This window comes from Ensifer sp. ENS10 (assembly GCF_014852025.1).
In the GTDB taxonomy this organism is placed as follows: Bacteria; Pseudomonadota; Alphaproteobacteria; order Rhizobiales; family Rhizobiaceae; genus Ensifer.
In genome coordinates, this window is sequence record NZ_JACVAS010000002.1 from 1,103,193 (window position 1) to 1,121,244 (window position 18,052).

19 protein-coding genes are annotated in these 18,052 nt (G+C 63.3%); 10 read left to right on the top strand and 9 right to left on the bottom strand.

Annotated features, from left to right (window positions below):
• Positions 1–2: 2 nt before the first annotated feature.
• Positions 3–323 (bottom strand): hypothetical protein, encoded by a 321-nt coding sequence (locus tag IB265_RS12305; protein ID WP_058321176.1) that lies wholly within the window; start codon positions 321–323, stop codon positions 3–5.
• Between the two features lie 29 nt (positions 324–352).
• Between IB265_RS12305 and IB265_RS12310 the strand changes: the two genes are divergently transcribed.
• The 4 genes from IB265_RS12310 to IB265_RS12325 all read left to right on the top strand — a co-directional run bounded on the left by IB265_RS12310 (position 353) and on the right by IB265_RS12325 (position 5,144).
• Positions 353–1,267, top strand: a complete 915-nt coding sequence (locus tag IB265_RS12310) for a LysR substrate-binding domain-containing protein (RefSeq protein WP_057252987.1) — start codon at positions 353–355, stop codon at positions 1,265–1,267.
• A gap of 73 nt (positions 1,268–1,340) precedes the next feature.
• A complete protein-coding gene (gene puuD, locus IB265_RS12315) occupies positions 1,341–2,579 on the top strand; it encodes a urate hydroxylase PuuD (protein WP_057252985.1) in 1,239 nt (412 codons plus the stop codon).
• Positions 2,576–3,892, top strand: a complete 1,317-nt coding sequence (gene guaD, locus IB265_RS12320; protein WP_057252984.1) for a guanine deaminase — start codon at positions 2,576–2,578, stop codon at positions 3,890–3,892. Before puuD ends, guaD begins: the two co-directional genes overlap by 4 nt.
• A gap of 115 nt (positions 3,893–4,007) precedes the next feature.
• Positions 4,008–5,144: an alpha-hydroxy acid oxidase gene (locus IB265_RS12325; RefSeq protein WP_057252982.1), complete on the top strand. Its 1,137-nt coding sequence runs from the start codon at positions 4,008–4,010 to the stop codon at positions 5,142–5,144.
• Positions 5,145–5,338: 194 nt separating this feature from the next.
• Here IB265_RS12325 and uraH read toward each other — a convergent pair whose 3' ends face one another.
• The 5 genes from uraH to IB265_RS12350 all read right to left on the bottom strand — a co-directional run bounded on the left by uraH (position 5,339) and on the right by IB265_RS12350 (position 8,823).
• Complete coding sequence (uraH, locus tag IB265_RS12330; protein WP_057252980.1) at positions 5,339–5,701, bottom strand: hydroxyisourate hydrolase; 363 nt, start codon at positions 5,699–5,701, stop codon at positions 5,339–5,341.
• A 167-nt stretch (positions 5,702–5,868) separates the two neighbouring features.
• Positions 5,869–6,366 (bottom strand): ureidoglycolate lyase, encoded by a 498-nt coding sequence (locus tag IB265_RS12335; protein ID WP_057252978.1) that lies wholly within the window; start codon positions 6,364–6,366, stop codon positions 5,869–5,871.
• A 96-nt stretch (positions 6,367–6,462) separates the two neighbouring features.
• The gene (gene uraD, locus IB265_RS12340) at positions 6,463–6,966 is read right to left on the bottom strand and encodes a 2-oxo-4-hydroxy-4-carboxy-5-ureidoimidazoline decarboxylase (RefSeq protein WP_057252976.1); all 504 of its coding nucleotides are present in this window, start codon (positions 6,964–6,966) and stop codon (positions 6,463–6,465) included.
• Positions 6,966–7,895 carry an allantoinase PuuE gene (gene puuE, locus IB265_RS12345; protein WP_057254309.1) on the bottom strand — a complete coding sequence of 310 codons (930 nt, stop codon included), beginning with the start codon at positions 7,893–7,895 and terminating at the stop codon, positions 6,966–6,968. Before puuE ends, uraD begins: the two co-directional genes overlap by 1 nt.
• Positions 7,896–8,022: 127 nt before the next feature.
• Positions 8,023–8,823, bottom strand: coding sequence for a DUF1045 domain-containing protein (locus IB265_RS12350; RefSeq protein WP_057252975.1), 801 nt, complete (start codon positions 8,821–8,823; stop codon positions 8,023–8,025).
• 270 nt (positions 8,824–9,093) lie between these two features.
• Between IB265_RS12350 and IB265_RS12355 the strand changes: the two genes are divergently transcribed.
• Entirely contained in the window at positions 9,094–9,483 is a 390-nt protein-coding gene (locus tag IB265_RS12355; protein ID WP_058326512.1) for a PRC-barrel domain-containing protein, read from the top strand.
• 67 nt (positions 9,484–9,550) lie between these two features.
• Here IB265_RS12355 and IB265_RS12360 read toward each other — a convergent pair whose 3' ends face one another.
• Positions 9,551–10,693 (bottom strand): FAD-binding oxidoreductase, encoded by a 1,143-nt coding sequence (locus IB265_RS12360; protein ID WP_192494800.1) that lies wholly within the window; start codon positions 10,691–10,693, stop codon positions 9,551–9,553.
• 39 nt (positions 10,694–10,732) lie between these two features.
• Here IB265_RS12360 and mnmD point away from each other — a divergent pair, with 39 nt between their 5' ends.
• Entirely contained in the window at positions 10,733–11,464 is a 732-nt protein-coding gene (gene mnmD / locus IB265_RS12365) for a tRNA (5-methylaminomethyl-2-thiouridine)(34)-methyltransferase MnmD (RefSeq protein WP_057254308.1), read from the top strand.
• 254 nt (positions 11,465–11,718) lie between these two features.
• Positions 11,719–13,305, top strand: a complete 1,587-nt coding sequence (locus IB265_RS12370) for a trimethylamine methyltransferase family protein (protein WP_192494801.1) — start codon at positions 11,719–11,721, stop codon at positions 13,303–13,305.
• 66 nt (positions 13,306–13,371) lie between these two features.
• Here the strand turns inward: IB265_RS12370 and IB265_RS12375 are convergent, their stop codons facing one another.
• Both IB265_RS12375 and IB265_RS12380 read right to left on the bottom strand, forming a co-directional pair.
• A complete protein-coding gene (locus tag IB265_RS12375; protein ID WP_057252966.1) occupies positions 13,372–13,821 on the bottom strand; it encodes a host attachment protein in 450 nt (149 codons plus the stop codon).
• 126 nt (positions 13,822–13,947) lie between these two features.
• Positions 13,948–14,622: a YafY family protein gene (locus tag IB265_RS12380; RefSeq protein WP_057252964.1), complete on the bottom strand. Its 675-nt coding sequence runs from the start codon at positions 14,620–14,622 to the stop codon at positions 13,948–13,950.
• Positions 14,623–14,769: 147 nt separating this feature from the next.
• On the opposite strand from IB265_RS12380, the gene IB265_RS12385 reads away from it, so the two are divergent.
• The 3 genes from IB265_RS12385 to IB265_RS12395 all read left to right on the top strand — a co-directional run bounded on the left by IB265_RS12385 (position 14,770) and on the right by IB265_RS12395 (position 18,050).
• The gene (locus tag IB265_RS12385; RefSeq protein ID WP_057252963.1) at positions 14,770–15,069 is read left to right on the top strand and encodes a hypothetical protein; all 300 of its coding nucleotides are present in this window, start codon (positions 14,770–14,772) and stop codon (positions 15,067–15,069) included.
• 34 nt (positions 15,070–15,103) lie between these two features.
• Complete coding sequence (locus IB265_RS12390; RefSeq protein ID WP_057252961.1) at positions 15,104–16,204, top strand: DNA alkylation repair protein; 1,101 nt, start codon at positions 15,104–15,106, stop codon at positions 16,202–16,204.
• Between the two features lie 295 nt (positions 16,205–16,499).
• Complete coding sequence (locus IB265_RS12395; protein ID WP_057254307.1) at positions 16,500–18,050, top strand: DEAD/DEAH box helicase; 1,551 nt, start codon at positions 16,500–16,502, stop codon at positions 18,048–18,050.
• The last annotated feature ends 2 nt before the right edge of the window (positions 18,051–18,052 follow it).

Consider the following 18,052-nt stretch of genomic DNA (forward strand, 5'->3'; position numbering starts at 1 on the left):
CCTCAAATCCGCGGCAACTCATTGATGCTGAGCAGGCGACGGGCGTTGGCCATCGCCTCCTCGTCGTCGCTATGCGGGCTATGGACATCCATGAAACCCATATCTCTCTTCATGTGGTCGGAGAGAGCGTTGACATCCAGCATCGGCTTGGGGGCAACGAGGCCGCCGAACAGGGCAGCCGTGAGCCGTATGACCGGCTCGATTGAAAGAAATGGTTTTCTTTCAGTACGTTCGAATGTGTCGCAACTCATTTCAGCACCTGTTCGTCTTGGGAAGTTGACTTGGAGGATGCCGTGGAGGAGGATCGAAATCCAATCGAACATCCGTCTGCATGCATCAAGAGAACTTATCCATGAAGATGTCGAAGCAGTTTCCGCTGAATGCGCTGCGGGTCTTCGAAGCGGTCGCCAGGCTCGGCAGTTTCACCAAGGCCGGCGAAGAACTGGGCATGACCCAGACCGCCGTCAGCTACCAGATCAAGTTGATCGAGGAGAATGTCGGCGAACCGCTTTTCCTGCGGCGCCCGCGTCAGATCTCGCTGACCGACGTCGGCCAGCGGCTGGCACCGCGTGTGACCGAAGCCTTCGAGATGCTGCAGGAAGCCGTCTCCAATGCCCGCGGCGATATCGACAGCGCGCTCCTCATCAGTTCGACCCCGACCTTCGCCTCGCAATGGCTTGCCCGCAACATCGGCAGCTTCCAGCTTGCCCATCCCAACATCGCCGTGCGGCTGACGACGAGCGACTCGCTCACCGATTTTAGCCGCGAGCCCGCGGACCTCGCGATCCGCTCCGGCGGGGGCGTCTGGCCCGGCCTCGACACCCATCCGCTCATGCGCGTCGAGTTCAGCCCGATGCTGAGCCCGGCGCTCGCCGAGACCATCGGCGGCGTACACGAACCACGCGACCTCTTGAAGCTTCGCATCATCGATGCCGGCGATCCCTGGTGGCCGATGTGGTTCAAGGCCGCCGGGGTCGACGATCCCGATCTCGAGGGACGGCCGCACAGCCGGCTTGGCGCACAGACCTTCGAGGCACGCGCAGCCGTCGCCGGCCAGGGCGTCGCCATCCTGACGCCGGAATTCTATCCGGATGATGTCGCGCTCGGCCGGCTCTACCAGCCCTTTGATCTGCGCTGCAGCGACGGCTGCGACTACTGGCTTGCCTATCCGCACGCGCGCCGCAACACGCCCAAGATCCGGATTTTCCGCGACTGGATCCTCGGCGAGCTTTGTCCGCCGAGCTTCCTGCACGCAAATAGCGCTTGACGAGAGCCCTGCCCCCTTTTCCCCTCCGTCGTTTTTGCGCAAGGTGCAGCGATAGAGACAAAAGGGGATCTGAATGTACGAGTTCGCCATTGCCTGGGAATGGCTGGCCTTTGCCGTCCGCTGGCTGCACGTGATCACGGCCATCGCCTGGATCGGCTCATCCTTCTATTTCATCGCGCTCGACCTCGGCCTCACGAAGCGCGACCACCTGCCGGTCGGCGCCTATGGCGAGGAGTGGCAGGTGCATGGCGGCGGCTTCTACCACATCCAGAAATACCTGGTGGCGCCGGCCTCGATGCCTGAGCATCTCACCTGGTTCAAATGGGAATCCTACATGACGTGGCTCTCGGGCTTCGCCATGCTCTGTCTCGTCTATTACGGCGGCGCCGATCTTTTCCTGATCGACCGCCATGTGCTCGATATCTCCGCAACCACAGCGATCCTGATCTCGCTTGCCTCGCTCGGCATCGGCTGGATCTTCTACGATCTGCTCTGCAAGTCGCCGATCGGCGGCAACACCTGGGGGCTGATGGCGCTGCTCTATGTGGCGCTCGTCGTCATGGCCTGGGGCTACACGCAGGTCTTCACCGGCCGCGCCGCCTTCCTGCATCTTGGCGCGTTTACCGCGACGATCATGTCGGCCAACGTCTTCTTTATCATCATCCCCAACCAGAAGATCGTCGTCGCCGATCTCATCGCCGGGCGCACGCCGGATCCGAAGCTCGGCGCCCAGGCGAAACAGCGCTCGCTGCACAACAACTACCTGACGCTGCCGGTCATCTTCTTCATGCTGTCGAACCACTATCCGCTGGCCTTCGCGACGGCTTTCAACTGGATCATCGCCGCACTCGTCTTCCTGATGGGCGTCACCATCCGCCACTGGTTCAACACCACCCATGCCCGCAAGGGCAAGCCAACCTGGACCTGGCTCGTCACGGCGCTTCTCTTCATCCTGATCATGTGGCTTTCGACCGTGCCGAAGGTGCTGACCGGCGGCGAGAAGGCCGAGGTCGCACCGGTCTTTTCGCGCTTCGCCGCGAACGCGCACTTCCCCGCCGTCAAGGACACGGTCTCGACCCGTTGTTCCATGTGCCATGCGGCCGAGCCGGTTTATGAGGGCATCACCCAGGCGCCGAAGGGCGTTGTGCTGGAAAGCGACGCGGAGATTGCCGCACATGCCCGCGAAATCTATATCCAGGCCGGGCGCAGCCATGCGATGCCGCCCGGAAATGTAACGGACATGACGACGGACGAGCGCCAGCTGCTGACAGCCTGGTTCGAAAGTGCCGTCGAGGAAGGCAAGACACAATGACCACCACCCTCATCCGCGGCCGACTGCTGAGCTTCCACCGCGCGCCAACGTCGATCGACGACAGCGCCGCCTATGGCTATGAGAGCGACGGCGCACTTCTGGTCGAGGGTGGCCAGATCCTTGCGAGTGGCGCTTACGCCGTGGTGAAGACAAGCGCGCCTGAAGATGTCGCAGAAGTCGATCATCGCCCGCACCTGATCGTGCCCGGCTTCATCGACACGCACCTGCATTTCCCGCAGATGCAGGTGATGGCCTCCTATGCCGCCAACCTGCTCGAATGGCTGAACACCTACACCTTCCCGGAGGAGTGCCGTTTCGTCGAAACCGCCCATGCCGAGCGCATTGCGACGCTCTTCTTCGACGAGATGGTGCGCCATGGCACGACGACCGCGACGGCCTATTGCTCGGTGCACAAGGCGTCCGCCGACGCTTTCTTCGCCGAGGCGCTGCGCCGTGACATGCGCATGGTCGCCGGCAAGGTGATGATGGATCGCAACGCACCGCAAGGGCTGCTCGACACGCCGCAGGTGGGCTACAACGAAACTCGGGCGGTGATCCGCGACTGGCACGGCAAGGGCCGCAACCACGTGGCGATCACCCCGCGCTTCGCCATCACCTCGACGCCCGAGCAGATGGACGTCGCCAAATCGTTGGTGCACGAGTTCCCCGATCTGCACGTACAGACGCATCTTTCGGAAAACCGCGACGAGATCGCCTTCACCTGCGAGCTCTATCCGGAAGCCAAGGACTATACCGACGTCTACGCCCGCTACGGCCTGCTCGGGCCGAAAAGCCTGTTCGGCCACTGCATCCATCTTTCGGAGCGCGAGGCGGATGCGATGAGCGAGACCGGCTCCGTCGCCGTCTTCTGCCCGACCTCCAACCTCTTCCTCGGCTCCGGCCTCTTTCCGCTGCGGGCGCTTACCCGCAGGGACAAGCCGGTCCGCACGTCGGTCGCCTCCGACATCGGCGGCGGCACCAGCTATTCCATGCTGAAGACGCTCGACGAGGCCTACAAGATCCTGCAGTTGCAGGGCGAGCGGCTGAACCCCTTCGACAGCTTCTTCATGATGACGCGCGGCAATGCCGAGGCGCTCTCGCTCGTCGACAGGATCGGCACGCTCGAAGCCGGAACCGATGCCGACTTCATCGTGCTCGACATGGCGGCGACGCCGGCAATGGCGCTTCGGGCCGAAGTGGTCAATTCGCTCGCCGACGAACTCTTCCTGCTGCAGACCATGGGCGACGACCGCGCGATCGTCGAAACCTATGTCGCCGGCAAGCCGGCGAAATCGGCACTCGCCGCCGCGTGACCGCGCAAATCCAGAGAGGTCAAGAAAATTGACCTCTCTGCGTTCTGGCTATTAACAAGCCTCCGGCAAACATGGTAATGGCTCGTTCAATCTCCGTTGGACGAAGGCCGTTTTCATGACGCAAATCCTCGAAATTAGCGATCTCAAGGCGCTCGCCAAACGTCGCGTGCCGAAGCTCTTCTTCGACTACGCCGACAGCGGCGCCTGGACCGAAGGCACCTATCGCGCCAATGAGGAGGATTTCGCCAAGGTCAAGTTGCGCCAGCGGGTGCTGGTCGACATGACCGACCGGTCGCTCGAAACGACGATGATCGGTCAAAAGGTTTCGATGCCGGTGGCGCTTGCCCCAACCGGCCTCACCGGCATGCAACACGCCGATGGCGAGATGCTGGCGGCCCAGGCCGCCGAAGCCTTTGGTGTCCCCTTCACGCTCTCGACCATGAGCATCTGCTCGATCGAGGACGTCGCCTCGGTCACCACCAAGCCCTTCTGGTTCCAGCTTTACGTCATGCGCGAGCGCGAATTCGTGCTGAACCTTATCGACCGCGCCAAGGCGGCGAAGTGCTCGGCGCTGGTGCTGACGCTCGACCTGCAGATCCTCGGCCAGCGTCACAAGGACCTGCGCAACGGCCTCTCCGCGCCGCCGAAGATGACGCCGAAGCATCTCTGGCAGATGGCGACGCGCCCCGGCTGGTGCATGAAGATGCTCGGCACCAAGCGCCGCACCTTCCGCAACATCGTCGGCCACGCAAAGAGCGTTACCGATCTTTCTTCGCTCGGCGCCTGGACGGCGGAACAGTTCGACCCGCAGCTTTCGTGGAAGGACGTCGAGTGGATCAAGGAGCGTTGGGGCGGACCGCTGATCCTCAAGGGCATTCTCGATCCCGAAGACGCCAAGATGGCGGCGGCGACCGGTGCCGATGCGATTATCGTCTCCAACCATGGCGGCCGCCAGCTCGACGGCGCCCACTCCTCCATCAGCATGCTGCCGCGCATCGTCGATGCGGTTGGCCACCAGATCGAAGTGCATCTCGACGGCGGCATCCGCTCCGGCCAGGATGTGCTGAAGGCCGTCGCCATGGGCGCCAAGGGCACCTATATCGGCCGCCCCTTCCTCTATGGCCTCGGCGCCATGGGCAAGGACGGGGTGACCAAGGCGTTGGAAATCATCCGCAAGGAGATGGACATCACCATGGCGCTCTGCGGCAAACGCAACATCAACGACGTCGACCGCAGCATCCTGGCGGAATAGGCCACGGCATCAGCCACTCCCGCCCTCATTCCTGTGCTTGTCACAGGAATCTAGCCAGCCCAAGTCCTTGGGCTGAAAGGTCTTTTGACCCGACAGACTTCGGGTCGCTGGATCCCCGCCACAAGGGCGAGGATGAGGGAGCTTGGAGTGGCCCTTCCGGCAAAACGCGAAGCGAGCGCAAGACCCCTGCGCGCTCAGCTCCCCCGATAGGTCGAATACCCATAGGGCGAAAGCAGCAGCGGCACGTGATAGTGGCTCGCCGGATCGGCAATGCCGAAGCGCAAGGGGATTCGGTCGAGGAAGGCCGGTTCCGGCAGCGTCGTGCCTGACCGGCGCAGGTAGTCGCCGGCGTGGAAGACCAGCTCGTAATTGCCGGCCATGAAGCCGACGCCTTCGACCATCGGCCCGTCGACACGGCCGTCGCTGTTGGTGTGGACGGTGCGGATCAGCTGTCGCTCTTCGCCCTCCAGCCAGTAGAGATCGATGCGCAGGCCCTCGGCCGGCTTGCCGAGCGCGGTGTCGAGTACATGGGTCGTCAGGCGGCCGGTGCTGCTCATGGTATCCTCTTTTCTGCTACTGCATGTTTCCTTTAATCGTAGCCGATTAAAGGACAAAAACATGCAGTGAATCAAAGTGCTACAGCGACCTTTGCGCGTCTGATAAGACGCGCGGCGCTGTAGGGCGACATGCGCGCGGCGAACCGCACGCACTTCTCATCATCCCGCTAGACTGGGCTCGAAATGACGAAGGGCTCGTCGTAGAAATACTCTTCGAGGTTGTTGCCCGGCCCTTCCCGGTCGACGATCAAGAAATCGCTGACGGCGCCGATCGACATCAGCGGGTGATGCCAGACGTTGCGGCCGTAATTGACTCCTTGCTTGCCGCTCGCTTGGAATACCCGCGGCGTGCCCGGACGCCCGTCCTCGTCTTCGGCGACGACGACGACCCAGGGGCGATCGTCGAGCGGTGAAAAGCTCTGGCTGCCGAGCGGGTGGCGCTCCATCATCGTCACCGCATAGGGAAAAGCGCGCGGCTGACCGCGGAAGATATTGATGATGACATTGGCGCCGTCGCCGACCACATCGGCGCGCGCCAGCCCGTGGAAACGTTCCGTGTTGCCGCCGTTGATGTAGCGCATCGTCGCCGGATCGGCTTCGATGATGGTTCCGAAGGGTGCAAAGGCGTCGCGCGTCAGCGGTTCGATGGTAAGCAGGCGCGACATCAGGCGTGGACCTCGCAGGTTTCCACGGCATTCGACAATGTCAACTCCAGTTCGACGGTCCTCCGAAAGAGCGAGGACGCGTATCGAACGGTTTTGTCAGGCATTTTCGTCTCCAGGAAGCATCGACTGCAGCCGCAGGCGGGCGATTTTCTCCACCTGCGCGCAAGCGGTTTCAAATTCCTCTTCGGGCGAATTGTCAATGCGGCTTTCGAAGGAGGCGAGAATCTGGCCCTTGGTGAGCCCCTTCACGGCGATGATGAAGGGGAAGCCGAATTTCTTCGTGTAGGCATCGTTCAGCGCCGTGAAGCGCTGATGTTCCTCGGGCGTCAACCGATCGAGGCCAGCAGACGCCTGCTCGGCGGTCGAGTCTGCCGTAAGCTTGCCCGCGATCGCCAGCTTTCCGGCGAGATCCGGGTGGGCGCGCAGCACTTGCAGCTTTTCGCGCGGCAACGCCGCACGAAAAGCCTGGCAGAGCGCCGAATGCACGTTGCCCGCCATCAAACCCGCCGCCGCGGCGCGATCGTAAGCGCGTTCGGCCACCCAGGGCGAATGCTCGAACACGCCGCCGAAACGGGCGACGAAGGCGTCGCGGTCGGACATCAGAGCGTCCCTTCCGGCTTGTGGTGCTGGTACCAGTGGTTGGCGATGTCGATGCGCCTGGGCACCCAGACCTTATCGTGCGACATCACGTAATCGATGAACCGGGCAAGGGCTGCGGCGCGGCCAGGGCGGCCGACGAGCCGGCAGTGCAGGCCGATGTTCATCATCTTGGCATCGCCCTGACGGCCTTCCTCATAGAGCACGTCGAAGCTGTCCTTGAGATAGGTGAAGAACTGGTCGCCGGAGTTGAAGCCCTGGTTGGTGGCAAAACGCATGTCGTTGGCATCGAGCGTATAGGGGATGATCAGATGCGGCTTGTCGGCCGGCAGCCCCGGCACCCAATAGGGCAGTTCGTCGGCGTAGCTGTCGCAGGAATAGAGGAAGCCACCCTCCTCCAGCACCAGCTTCAGCGTATTGGCCGAAGGCTTGCCCTGGTAGATGCCGAGCGGGCGCTCGCCGGTCAGTTCCGTATGCAGACGGACGACTTCGCGGATATGCTCGCGCTCGACCTCCTCCGGAAAATCCTTGTATTCCAGCCAGCGCAGGCCGTGGCTGGCGATTTCCCAGCCGGCTTCCTTCATGGCCGCAACCGCTTCCGGATTGCGCGCCATGGCGAGCGTCACGCCGTAGACCGTCAGCGGAACGTTACGGCTCGTGAACATGCGCCACAGCCGCCAGAAACCGGAGCGTGCGCCATATTCGTAGATCGATTCCATGTTGAGATTACGCTGTCCCTGCCAGGGCTGCGCGCCGACGATCTCGGACAGCAGACATTCGGACGCCGCGTCGCCATCGAGAATGCAGCTCTCGCCGCCCTCCTCGTAGTTCAGCACGAACTGCACGGCAATGCGCGCATCGCCCGGCCAGTTTGCCTTCGGCGGATTGCGGCCGTAGCCAACGAGGTCGCGCGGATACTTAGTCTCAGACATCAAATCACCCTTCGATTTTTCCAGAACGGTATCACCGCCGACCGGATTGTCGATACCGAAATCTGCCCGCGAAGGGTCGCTGGGCGGCAAGCTCGGAATGAGACGAAGGCTGAATTCTGCGCTCTCGTTAGCGATGCGCCATCAATGCCGCGACGATGAGCGACAAGGGCCGGATCGATCCCGAACCAACAGAGGGATCGGCGGCAACGCGTTTGGCGCGTTCGGCGCGCGCATTCGTAGAGATCTTGCCGAGCGGGTGCTGCGAATGCACACGCAGGGGCGCGCCGGTCTCCTGCTCGACGAAGAGGGCAAGACTGGCGATGGCAAGCGGCGTCGCCAGGTACGGCTCGAACAGCTCGCGAAGCGGCGCCTCGACCTGGCGTATCGCGTCCGACGCGAGCGGGCCAGTCAACATCATGTGGAAGCGGTACTCGTCCATCACATGAGGATCGCCCCAGCGGTGCAAATTGGAAAACTGCGGTGCGGTCAGCCGATCCGGATCGGAGCGCTCGATCTCGTCTTCGCTGAGCGGCGCACGAAAAGCATCGAACTCCTGAACGATATTGGCTGCCAGCAGATGCATCGCGGTGCTCGGGACCTGCGGCATCAGACCGAAGCACCGGCCGATGCGGGCGACCTCCAGGCGATCGATTTCGAACGGTGTCTGCGCGCCGGCAAAATGCATGAGCGCCTTCAGGAGTTGTGATTCCGTCATATCCGGATGCAGACGAAACGGCGACATCATCACCGCATGGAAACCGAAGCGGCGCGGTACGGCCGTATGGTAGGCGATGTCGGCAGAGCTCAGGCCCGCAACCGAAGGCAGTTCCGTCGGTTCGCCGGAATAGACGTTGCGCCCAAGCCAGCTTGCGGCGACCGCGGAAAGCGGGTCGGCCATCGGCGGCGTAAAACAAATGGCGTAGCGCATGTCTGGCTCCGGTTATCCGTGTCGAGCGGGACGAGGAAAAGTGCCTGCGGTTTTCCGCCCCGCTCCAATGAGATCGATCACGCTTATGAGTATCGATCCGACCCGGGATCTTCGTGATCTATTGGCCGCGTCTTAGGTGATTTGCGTGACAGATTGACGAAGCGGATCGTGCAAAACCACGCGATCCCACCGGTTTGCGCACCAGATTTTCGGAACCATCCGGCCCAACGGCCGTTCACTCAAGGTAACAATCAAGGATGGAGAAGAAGCGTGAGCTATCACAACGCAAACCTGCAGGATGCCCGGATCAAGGAAACCCATGACCTGATCGCGAGCGACAAGGTTGAAGGCACGAAGGTCTATGGCTCCGACAACAAGCACATCGGCTCGATCGAGCGCGTGATCATCGAAAAACGCAGCGGTCGCGTTGCCTACGCCGTGCTCGGTTTCGGCGGCTTCCTCGGCCTCGGCGAAGACCACTATCCGCTGCCCTGGGCGAAGTTGACCTATGACGAAAACCTCGGCGGCTATCGCACCGACGTTACGCGCGATCAGGTCGAGCGCGCGCCGAAATATCGCGGCAACGAGGAATACGACTGGAACGAGGAAAACGGCCGTCGCGTCTACGACTACTACGGCGTGCCACCCTACTGGATGTAAGGTCGAACTTTCGAATGTCCGAATATGTGAGGCTCCGCCTGCGGCGGGGCCCTTCCCATGCCCAAGCCTAGAGATGCTTCTCGCGAAGCGCCGCGATTTGATTTCGGCACAGGAAGGATTCCGGCAGATCGAGCGTCGGGAGACCGGCGATCTCGTCGACAACGAAGCGCGCCAACCGATGCGCAATCCCGAAGCTCACCTTGAAGCCGCCGGTCAGCACGGAAATGTTCGAATGATCAGGGTGCCGCCCGACCATGGGTTCGCGCCCCGCCGACTTTGGCCTGAGCCCGGCCCAGCGCTCGACCACCTCCGCATCCGCCAGACACGGCGCCAGCAACGTGGCGCGTCGAAGGAGATCGTCGAGCTGTTCGTCCGTGGACAGTGGATCGGCAAAGCTGTTCTCGCTGGTGCTGCCGATCGCCACATGGCCATCGTCATGAGCGATGATGTAGACGCCATCGATGAAAATAACCGGCAGGCCTGGATCGACATCCGCCCTCAAGAGCGCGGCCTGGCCCTTGACCGCCGTGCCGCTCGTCGCTTTCAGCGGCCCCGACACAGCATCGATCAGCGGGAAACTGCCGATGCCGGCAGCGATGATGCAATGGTCGAAGCTGAGCCGGCTGCCATCGTCACGCTCGGCCCTGCCGTGCGCCGGAAGGATGGCGCGCACGCCCGAGCCTTCATCGATCTGAACATTCTGCAACTGCAACAGGGCGGCACGCAGGGCCGACAGCGTGCGGCGCGGCGACACCCGCGCGGCCAGCGTATCGAAAACGACGCCATGCGCCGTTGCCTCCGTGCCTGGCCAACCCTGCGGGCCTTCCTCCTGGACATGCCAGAAGAATTGCCGGTCGCCCGCGCGCCATTGCTGTCGTGCGTCCTGTTCATGCCGGAGCGCAATGTCGCGTAAGTGCGGCTTGGCGAGCGGCATCAGCCGCCCGGTGCGGCGATAGCCGGTCGACACCCCCGCCTCGGCTTCGAGCTGCGCGATCTCCTCTTCGAGGGACACCAGCGCTTCGAACTGGAATTGCTTCTTGGCATTCCAGCGGTCGGGCATATGCGGCATGAGCGCGCCCAGTAGGCCGCCGCTCGCGCCGGCACCGATGGCCTGTTGCTCGACGAGCCGCACCGTCATGCCCTTGCGCGCGGCGGAAAGGGCGGCCCACAGCCCCATGATACCGCCGCCGACGACCAAAAGCTCGCTCATCGATTGACCTTCTCCGGCCGGCGGATTATCGCCTTTGCCATGACAGGACCAGCAGACCCGATCGACCCGCCAGCGCACCAAAACCTTGATTGGCACGAGGGCGATATGCCCTATTCCCGGGAGTTTGGCGATCACTTTTATTGCCGCACCGATGGGCGGCTGGAATGCGGTCACGTCTTCCTTTCGGGCAACGGCCTGCCGGAGCGCTGGGTCGGTACGGGCACCTTCCGCATCGGCGAACTGGGCTTCGGCACCGGGCTCAATTTCTGCGAGACATGGCGCCAGTGGAAGGCAACCGCTGGAGCCGGCGACCGCCTGCATTTCGTCTCATTCGAGCGATTTCCCATGGCCGCCGACGAGATTTCCCGTGCGCTCAGCCACTGGCCGGAAATCGATGCGGAACGGCTGGCCCTGGTCTCCCGCTGGCCGGCAGACCCCGACGGTGACGTCCGCATCGACTTTGGCGACGGCGTCACCCTCACGGTCGTCTGCGGTCCGGCGCTCGAAGGTGTCGCCCGCACCGAACATCCGTTCGACGCCTGGTATCTCGACGGTTTCGCCCCCTCGCGCAATCCCGACATGTGGTCGGAAGAGCTGATGCGGCACGTCTTCGAAAAAACCGCGCCCAGCGGTAGCTTCGCGACCTATGCCGCCGCCGGTTTCGTCCGCCGCAATCTTCAGGCCGCCGGCTTCGTCGTCGAAAAACGCAAGGGTTTCGCCGGCAAGCGCGAGATGCTGCGGGGCGACCGCCCCTACTGCATGTCTCCCTAAATCGACCTCGATTTAAGGACAAAGACATGCAGAAAATCAAAGTGCTACAGCGGCCTTTGCGCGTCTGATAAGACGCGCGGCGCTGTAGGCGCTCCCCCCGATTTCAACGTGTCTTGAACGGTTGCGCCATCGCCCTGCGAAAATGCGTCAGCGGGAACGATTTACTCCACAAGAGAACTGAACTGTCGCAAATGGCGGGCCATCGCGCCTGCGGATCTGCGACACAACCCCATCGGCAACACGGTGGGTCCTTCATGAACGACGATCAGTTTCCCGATGCAGCAACCGGTGATGCGGCCTCGACCCCGCTGGAGCGGCGACGCAGGCCAGGCGGCCGCGGCGCCGAGCGGTCCCGCAAGTCCGCGGGCGGAAAATACCTCAATCTTGTCAATACGCTGGCGAAGTCCACGGTGCTTTCGGAAGATGCGCTCGAAGCGATCCATGACGCGTCGCTGACCATCCTCGAAGAGATCGGCATGGACATCATCCTGCCGGAAGCACGCGACCGGATGAAGGCCGCAGGCGCCGATGTGACGCCCGGCACCGACCGGGTGCGCTTCGACCGCGGGCTGATCATGGACATGATCGCCTCCGTGCCTCCGGCCTTCACGATGCACGCCCGCAACCCGGCGCGCAACGTCGCGATCGGCGGCAACAATCTCGTCTTCGCCCAGATCGCCAGCGCGCCCTTCGTCGCCGATCGTGATGGCGGCCGCCGCACCGGCAACCATGAAGACTTCCGCAAGCTGGTAAAGCTCGCCCAGTCCTACGACATCGTGCACACGACCGGCGGCTATCCGGTCGAGCCGGTCGATCTGCATGCCTCAGTCCGCCACCTCGACTGCCTCTCCGACATGGTGAAGCTTACCGACAAGGTCTTCCACGCCTATTCGCTTGGGAAGCAGCGCAACACCGACGGCATCGAGATCGCCCGCATCGGCCGCGGCATCTCCATGGAGCAGATGGAGCGCGAGCCTTCGCTGTTCACCATCATTAACACCTCCTCTCCGCTCCGCCTCGACGGACCGATGCTGCAGGGCATCATCGAGATGTCCTCGCGCAGTCAGGTGGTGGTGGTCACGCCCTTCACATTGGCCGGCGCGATGGCACCGGTGACGATCGCCGGCGCACTGGTTCAGCAGAACGCCGAGGCACTGTGCGGCATCGCCTTCACCCAGATGGTCAGGCGCGGCGCACCCGTCATGTATGGCGGTTTCACCTCGAACGTCGACATGAAGACCGGCGCACCCGCCTTCGGCACGCCGGAATACATGAAGGCGGTGGTCGCCGGCGGCCAGCTCGCCCGCCGCTACAACATCCCCTACCGCACCTCGAACACCAATGCCGCCAACACGCTCGACGCTCAAGCCGCCTACGAGTCCGCCATGTCGCTCTGGGCGCTGACCCAGGGCGGCGGCAACTTCGTCATGCATGCAGCCGGCTGGACCGAGGGCGGGCTCACGGCCTCCTTCGAGAAGTTCATTCTCGACGTCGACATGCTGCAGATGGTGGCGGAATATTTGACGCCGCTCGATGTCAGCGAGGATGCGCTAGGCCTCGACGCCGTGCGCGACGTCGGCCCCGGCGGCCATTACTTCGGCACGCTGCACACGCTGCAGCGCTACGAGACCGCCTTCTATTCGCCTATCCTGTCCGACTGGCGCAACTTCGAGACCTGGACAGAAGCCGGACGGCCGACCACCTACGATCATGCCAACCGGATCTTCAAGCAGAAGCTCAACGAATATGAGCGCCCGCCGCTCGATCCGGCGATCGAAGAGGAACTTGATGCCTTTGTCGCCAGACGTAAGGAAGAGGGCGGCGTCCCGACGGACTTCTGACGGAGCGCCGCGTTGGCTGATTGCACGAGCAGCCGCTAGTATGGAGGCGAGCCCTACAAGCCGGGCTCAGGGAAAGACGGCAGCCCGCGCCGTGGCGATCAATTGCTCCGTCGTTGCAGCGACACAATTGCGGTCAATCTCAGCGACCGTCCGCTCCCTCACATGCGCGGAGAGCTGTTTTCTGAAATCGCCGAGCGTCCTTGGGGCGGCGCAGATCACCAGGCTGTCGAAAGCGTGGTCGGCCGCGTAACTTTCCAGCCTTTCAGCAACGTCGGCGACGAAGCGCTGCTGCTCCTCGCGAACGGGATCGCTTTTGTATTCCATGGCGGAGCGGCCGTGCCCGTCGGACGAGTGCGCTCTGCCCGGCTTATCCGCCATGATGTCCTGAACGCGTTTCGGTTCGGTGTGAAAGGTTTCCTCGTCCGGCCGCTGGCGTTCCTCCTTCAACAGGTTCACGCCCTTGACGATGCGCGCGGTGTTGCCGTCCGCGACCAGTATCCATGTCCGGTTCTGCACGATTGTCTCCCAGTGAAAGGTGTTGATCGTGGCGGGCCGAAGAGGCCCTGGAAGAAAACGCGCGAGGCTCGGTTCGGTTCCATCAAAACGCCGCTCAGCAGCAATTGTTTCGGCCTGTAACGGCGGTCACATCCTCGCGACATAGGCCTCGAAGCTGCGCTCCGGTGTCACCTCGTAACGCTCGCGCTCGACGTGAACGGAGCTGATCCTGTCGACGCGAAAATCGCGGAAATCCGACCTCAGCTCGCACCAGCCCGTCAGCAGCCAGAAGTGGCCGAAGACGCTGAGACCGAGCGGCCAGATGATCCGCTCTGAGTGCTCGTTCTTGAGGCTGTCATAGCTGAGGCGAAGCTTGCGCCGCTCCGCGATCGCCTGGCGCAGATCGCCGAGCAGTGCCGGCGGTTCCGGCTGGAGCGCCGAGCGGAAGGCGCGAAGTGGTGCCGCCATCAGCCGCTGCCGGTGTTCGGGAGGCAAGCCGTGAGCGATCTTCTCCATCGCCTCGCGCGCCGATCGAGCAAGTCGCCCGTCGCCCAGCATCTGCACGGCTCGGGCTCCGAAGGCGAGCGCTTCGAGCTGCTCGAAGGTGAAGGCGAGCGGCGGCGCGTCGAAGGCCCCGCGCAACAGATAGCCGACGCCACGCTCGCCATCGATCGGCGCACCGGAAGCGATCAGATGCTCCATGTCGCGATAGATCGTCCGCTGCGCGACCTCCATCTTCTCGGCGATCTCCCGCGCCGTCATCGCCCGGCCGGTCGCGCGCAGGAGCTGGATAATGCGAAACAGCCGGTCGGCGGGTCTCATCCGTGGTCTCCCTTCGCCATGCTGCCCCACGTTTGAAAGGGCTATAGCGACCGTCCGGCACGCACAAGCATGTGACGGTCGACTATGGCCATAAGGCTGTCAGTTGCCCTATGCTAAATCAAGCTCCAACAGACATGGAGCATGAACATGACCAGCGACCACATCCTTGAGCTTGCCGTTTGCATCGTTCTCGACAAACCCGCGGCGACAGCCACGCGCCGCCGGGCGATGCAGGCCGTTTCCCGCTACCCCGGGTTCGTCTCCTGGCGCGCCGTCGATTCCTGCGAGACCTCGGGCATGTTTGCGGACCTGGTCGAATGGGAGACGCTGGAGGCCGCCCAATCGGCCGGTGAGCGCGTTCGGGTCGATCCGGAGTTTGCGCCTTACGCGGCGACGATCAGCGCGGTAATGCTGGTGCAGCATTTTACCGACGGCCAGAAGATCTGAGCGGCCAGAAAAACGAGCGAAGGACTGCCGAGCGATGGCCGAGCCACTGAAGAACCTGCTGCACCCCGGCGTCGTCACCGATATCGCCGACCGGATCGCCCGTGGCGCCAGCGTCTTCGATCGGGAGAAATTCCTGCGGCTCGCGGGCGATGGCCTCGAAACGCTGGAACTGATGCAGCGTTCGCTCAAGATCCGTGATGCGCTGGTCGAAACACTGCCGCAGCCGTTCGCCGAAGCGGCCGCCATTCTTGCGGCCTGCCTGCCCCGAGACGATGCGCCCGGTCTCAGCGGCTGGGCATTGCTCCCCCTCAGCCAGTACGTCGCCTTGCGCGGCCTTGGGGAGTTCGACCTGTCGCTGTCGCTGCTGCGTGCACTGACGCCGCATTTCACCGCCGAGTTCGGCATTCGCGTCTTCATCGACCGCGATCAGGACCGCGCTCTTGCCACGATCCACTCCTGGACCCAAGACACCAACCATCACGTCCGCCGGCTGGCGAGCGAAGGCACGCGCCCGCGCCTGCCCTGGGCAATGCGGCTGCCGAAACTCATCCGCGATCCGAAGCCAATCCTGCCGATCCTGACGGCCCTTCTCGACGACCCCGAGGACTATGTGCGCCGATCGGTCGCCAACAGCCTCAACGACATCGCCAAGGACCATCCGGATCTGGTGGTGGCTTTCGTCGCGGGGCATATCGTCGACGCATCACCGGAGCGCCGCCAGTTGCTGCGCCATGCCTCGCGCACGCTCCTGAAGCAGGGCCACCCGGACGCGCTTGGCAATTTCGGCTTCGCTCCCCCGGCCGGCATCAATGCCAGGTTCTCGCTCGACCGCTCCGAGATCGTGCTCGGCGAAAGCCTCGGCCTGCGCCTGGCCGTCAGTCATGACGCCGAGACGAGCCAGAAGGTGATGATCGATTACGCCGTGCATCACCGCAAGGCGAACGGCGCGTCATCGCCGAAAGTGTTCAAATGGACCTCGGCGACGCTTGCGCCCGGCCGCTCGATCGAGATCGAAAAACGCCATGCGATCCGACCGATCACCACCCGGCGTTACTATCCGGGCGCGCACCGCATCGTCATCCTCGTCAACGGCCAGGAAGCGGCTGAAGCCGGCTTTGATCTCGCGCTGGAGTAGATCTCATTTCGCACCTGCGAAAAGATGCACCTTGACTTTTTCGCCCAAAACGACGACATGGTGCCCAGCGTCACCTTCAGGCCGCCGCGTGAGCGCGCCCTCGGCAACACAGAAAGCCGTGAAGAAGGAAAAGCGCACCCATACGCCGTAAGCGGCGACAGCACAGGCGCTTGACGACTTTTTTCTTAACCCACAAGTTCCCAATTCACGCGGGGTTCTTGACGCCAAACGACACCGGAACAGCAAGGATGCGGTTCCGGCGAATGCGTTTGGCGCCCCCAAAAGGTATATGCATTTGTCCACCTTTAAAGATCTCGGCCTCTCCGAGCACATTCTGGAGACCCTGTCCGCCAACGGCTTCGAAAAACCGACGCCGATCCAGGCGCAGGCCATTCCTCAGGTGCTGAAGGGCAACGATCTCATCGGTCTCGCCCAGACCGGCACCGGCAAGACGGCCGCCTTCGGCCTGCCGATGATCGAAAAGCTCGTTGCCGAAGGCAAGCGCCCCGATCCGCGCAACATCCGCGCCCTCGTACTTGCCCCGACCCGCGAACTGGTCAACCAGATCGCTGCCAACCTCAAGCTCTTCGTCAAGAAGTCTCCGCTGAAAATCGGCGTTGTCGTCGGCGGTGTCTCGATCAACAAGCAGACCGAGCAGCTCGCCCGCGGCGTCGACATCCTGGTCGCAACACCGGGCCGCCTGCTCGATCTCGTCAACCGCAAGGCCGTGACGCTGACGCAAGGGCGCTACCTCGTCCTTGACGAAGCCGACCAGATGCTCGACCTCGGCTTCATCCACGACCTGCGCAAGATCTCCAAGCTCGTGCCGAAGAACCGCCAGACGCTGCTGTTCTCGGCCACCATGCCGAAGCAGATTGCCGAGCTTGCCGGCGAGTACCTGACCAACCCGATCAAGGTTGAAGTCACACCTCCGGGCAAGGCCGCCGACAAGGTCGAACAGTATGTTCACTTCGTTCCCGGCAAGGACCTGAAGACGACCATCCTCAAGAAGACGCTGACCGACAATCCGGACGGCCTGTCGCTGATCTTCAGCCGCACCAAGCATGGTGCCGAGAAGCTGATGAAGCACCTCGACCACGTGGGCTTCAAGGCCGCCTCGATCCACGGCAACAAGAGCCAGGGCCAGCGCGAGCGGGCACTGAAGGCCTTCCGTGATGGCGAGATCCGCGTGCTTGTCGCCACCGACGTCGCCGCCCGCGGCATCGACATCCCCGGCGTCACCCACGTCTACAACTATGACCTGCCGGAAGTGCCTGATGCCTATGTTCACCGCATCGGCCGCACCGCGCGCGCCGGCCGCGACGGCATCGCGATTGCCTTCTGCGCTCCGGACGAAATCCGCCTGCTGCGCGACATCGAGAAGCTGATGGGCATCAACATTGCTGTTGCCAGCGGCGAAGCGCCAGCCGACCAGGCCCGCCCCTCCAAGAGCCGCAGCGGCCGAGGCAATAACGGCGCCGGCCACCGCAAGGGCAATGGCGGCGGCCAGCACCAGAACGGCGGCCGTCCCGCGCGCCGCGAACGCCCCGCCGGCGAGCCGGTGGCAGCGACCAGCGGCTTTACCGGCGACGACCTGTTGCGCGACGATCGCCGCCCGCAGCGTCAGGAGCGCCGCGACCATGGCCATCCGCAAAACGACGGCCGTGGCGAAGGCAACCGCAATCACGAAGGCAAGAAGCACCACGGACGTCCCGGCCAGAAGCAGGGCGACCGTCGCGACCGCAACCATGGCGGCCGCAACGAAAACCGTGGTGGTGGCGAGCGTCGCGAAGGCGGCCAGGGCCAGCGTCGTGGCAACGGCGGCAACCGCGGCCACCAGGGCTGATT

Coding starts and splice junctions, on each gene's coding strand:
- IB265_RS12305 (WP_058321176.1), bottom strand. CDS start 323: ATGTTCGATTGGATTTCGATCCTCCTCCACGGCATCCTCCAAGTCAAC.
- IB265_RS12310 (WP_057252987.1), top strand. CDS start 353: ATGAAGATGTCGAAGCAGTTTCCGCTGAATGCGCTGCGGGTCTTCGAA.
- puuD (WP_057252985.1), top strand. CDS start 1,341: ATGTACGAGTTCGCCATTGCCTGGGAATGGCTGGCCTTTGCCGTCCGC.
- guaD (WP_057252984.1), top strand. CDS start 2,576: ATGACCACCACCCTCATCCGCGGCCGACTGCTGAGCTTCCACCGCGCG.
- IB265_RS12325 (WP_057252982.1), top strand. CDS start 4,008: ATGACGCAAATCCTCGAAATTAGCGATCTCAAGGCGCTCGCCAAACGT.
- uraH (WP_057252980.1), bottom strand. CDS start 5,701: ATGAGCAGCACCGGCCGCCTGACGACCCATGTACTCGACACCGCGCTC.
- IB265_RS12335 (WP_057252978.1), bottom strand. CDS start 6,366: ATGTCGCGCCTGCTTACCATCGAACCGCTGACGCGCGACGCCTTTGCA.
- uraD (WP_057252976.1), bottom strand. CDS start 6,966: ATGTCCGACCGCGACGCCTTCGTCGCCCGTTTCGGCGGCGTGTTCGAG.
- puuE (WP_057254309.1), bottom strand. CDS start 7,895: ATGTCTGAGACTAAGTATCCGCGCGACCTCGTTGGCTACGGCCGCAAT.
- IB265_RS12350 (WP_057252975.1), bottom strand. CDS start 8,823: ATGCGCTACGCCATTTGTTTTACGCCGCCGATGGCCGACCCGCTTTCC.
- IB265_RS12360 (WP_192494800.1), bottom strand. CDS start 10,693: ATGAGCGAGCTTTTGGTCGTCGGCGGCGGTATCATGGGGCTGTGGGCC.
- mnmD (WP_057254308.1), top strand. CDS start 10,733: ATGACAGGACCAGCAGACCCGATCGACCCGCCAGCGCACCAAAACCTT.
- IB265_RS12370 (WP_192494801.1), top strand. CDS start 11,719: ATGAACGACGATCAGTTTCCCGATGCAGCAACCGGTGATGCGGCCTCG.
- IB265_RS12380 (WP_057252964.1), bottom strand. CDS start 14,622: ATGAGACCCGCCGACCGGCTGTTTCGCATTATCCAGCTCCTGCGCGCG.
- IB265_RS12385 (WP_057252963.1), top strand. CDS start 14,770: ATGACCAGCGACCACATCCTTGAGCTTGCCGTTTGCATCGTTCTCGAC.
- IB265_RS12390 (WP_057252961.1), top strand. CDS start 15,104: ATGGCCGAGCCACTGAAGAACCTGCTGCACCCCGGCGTCGTCACCGAT.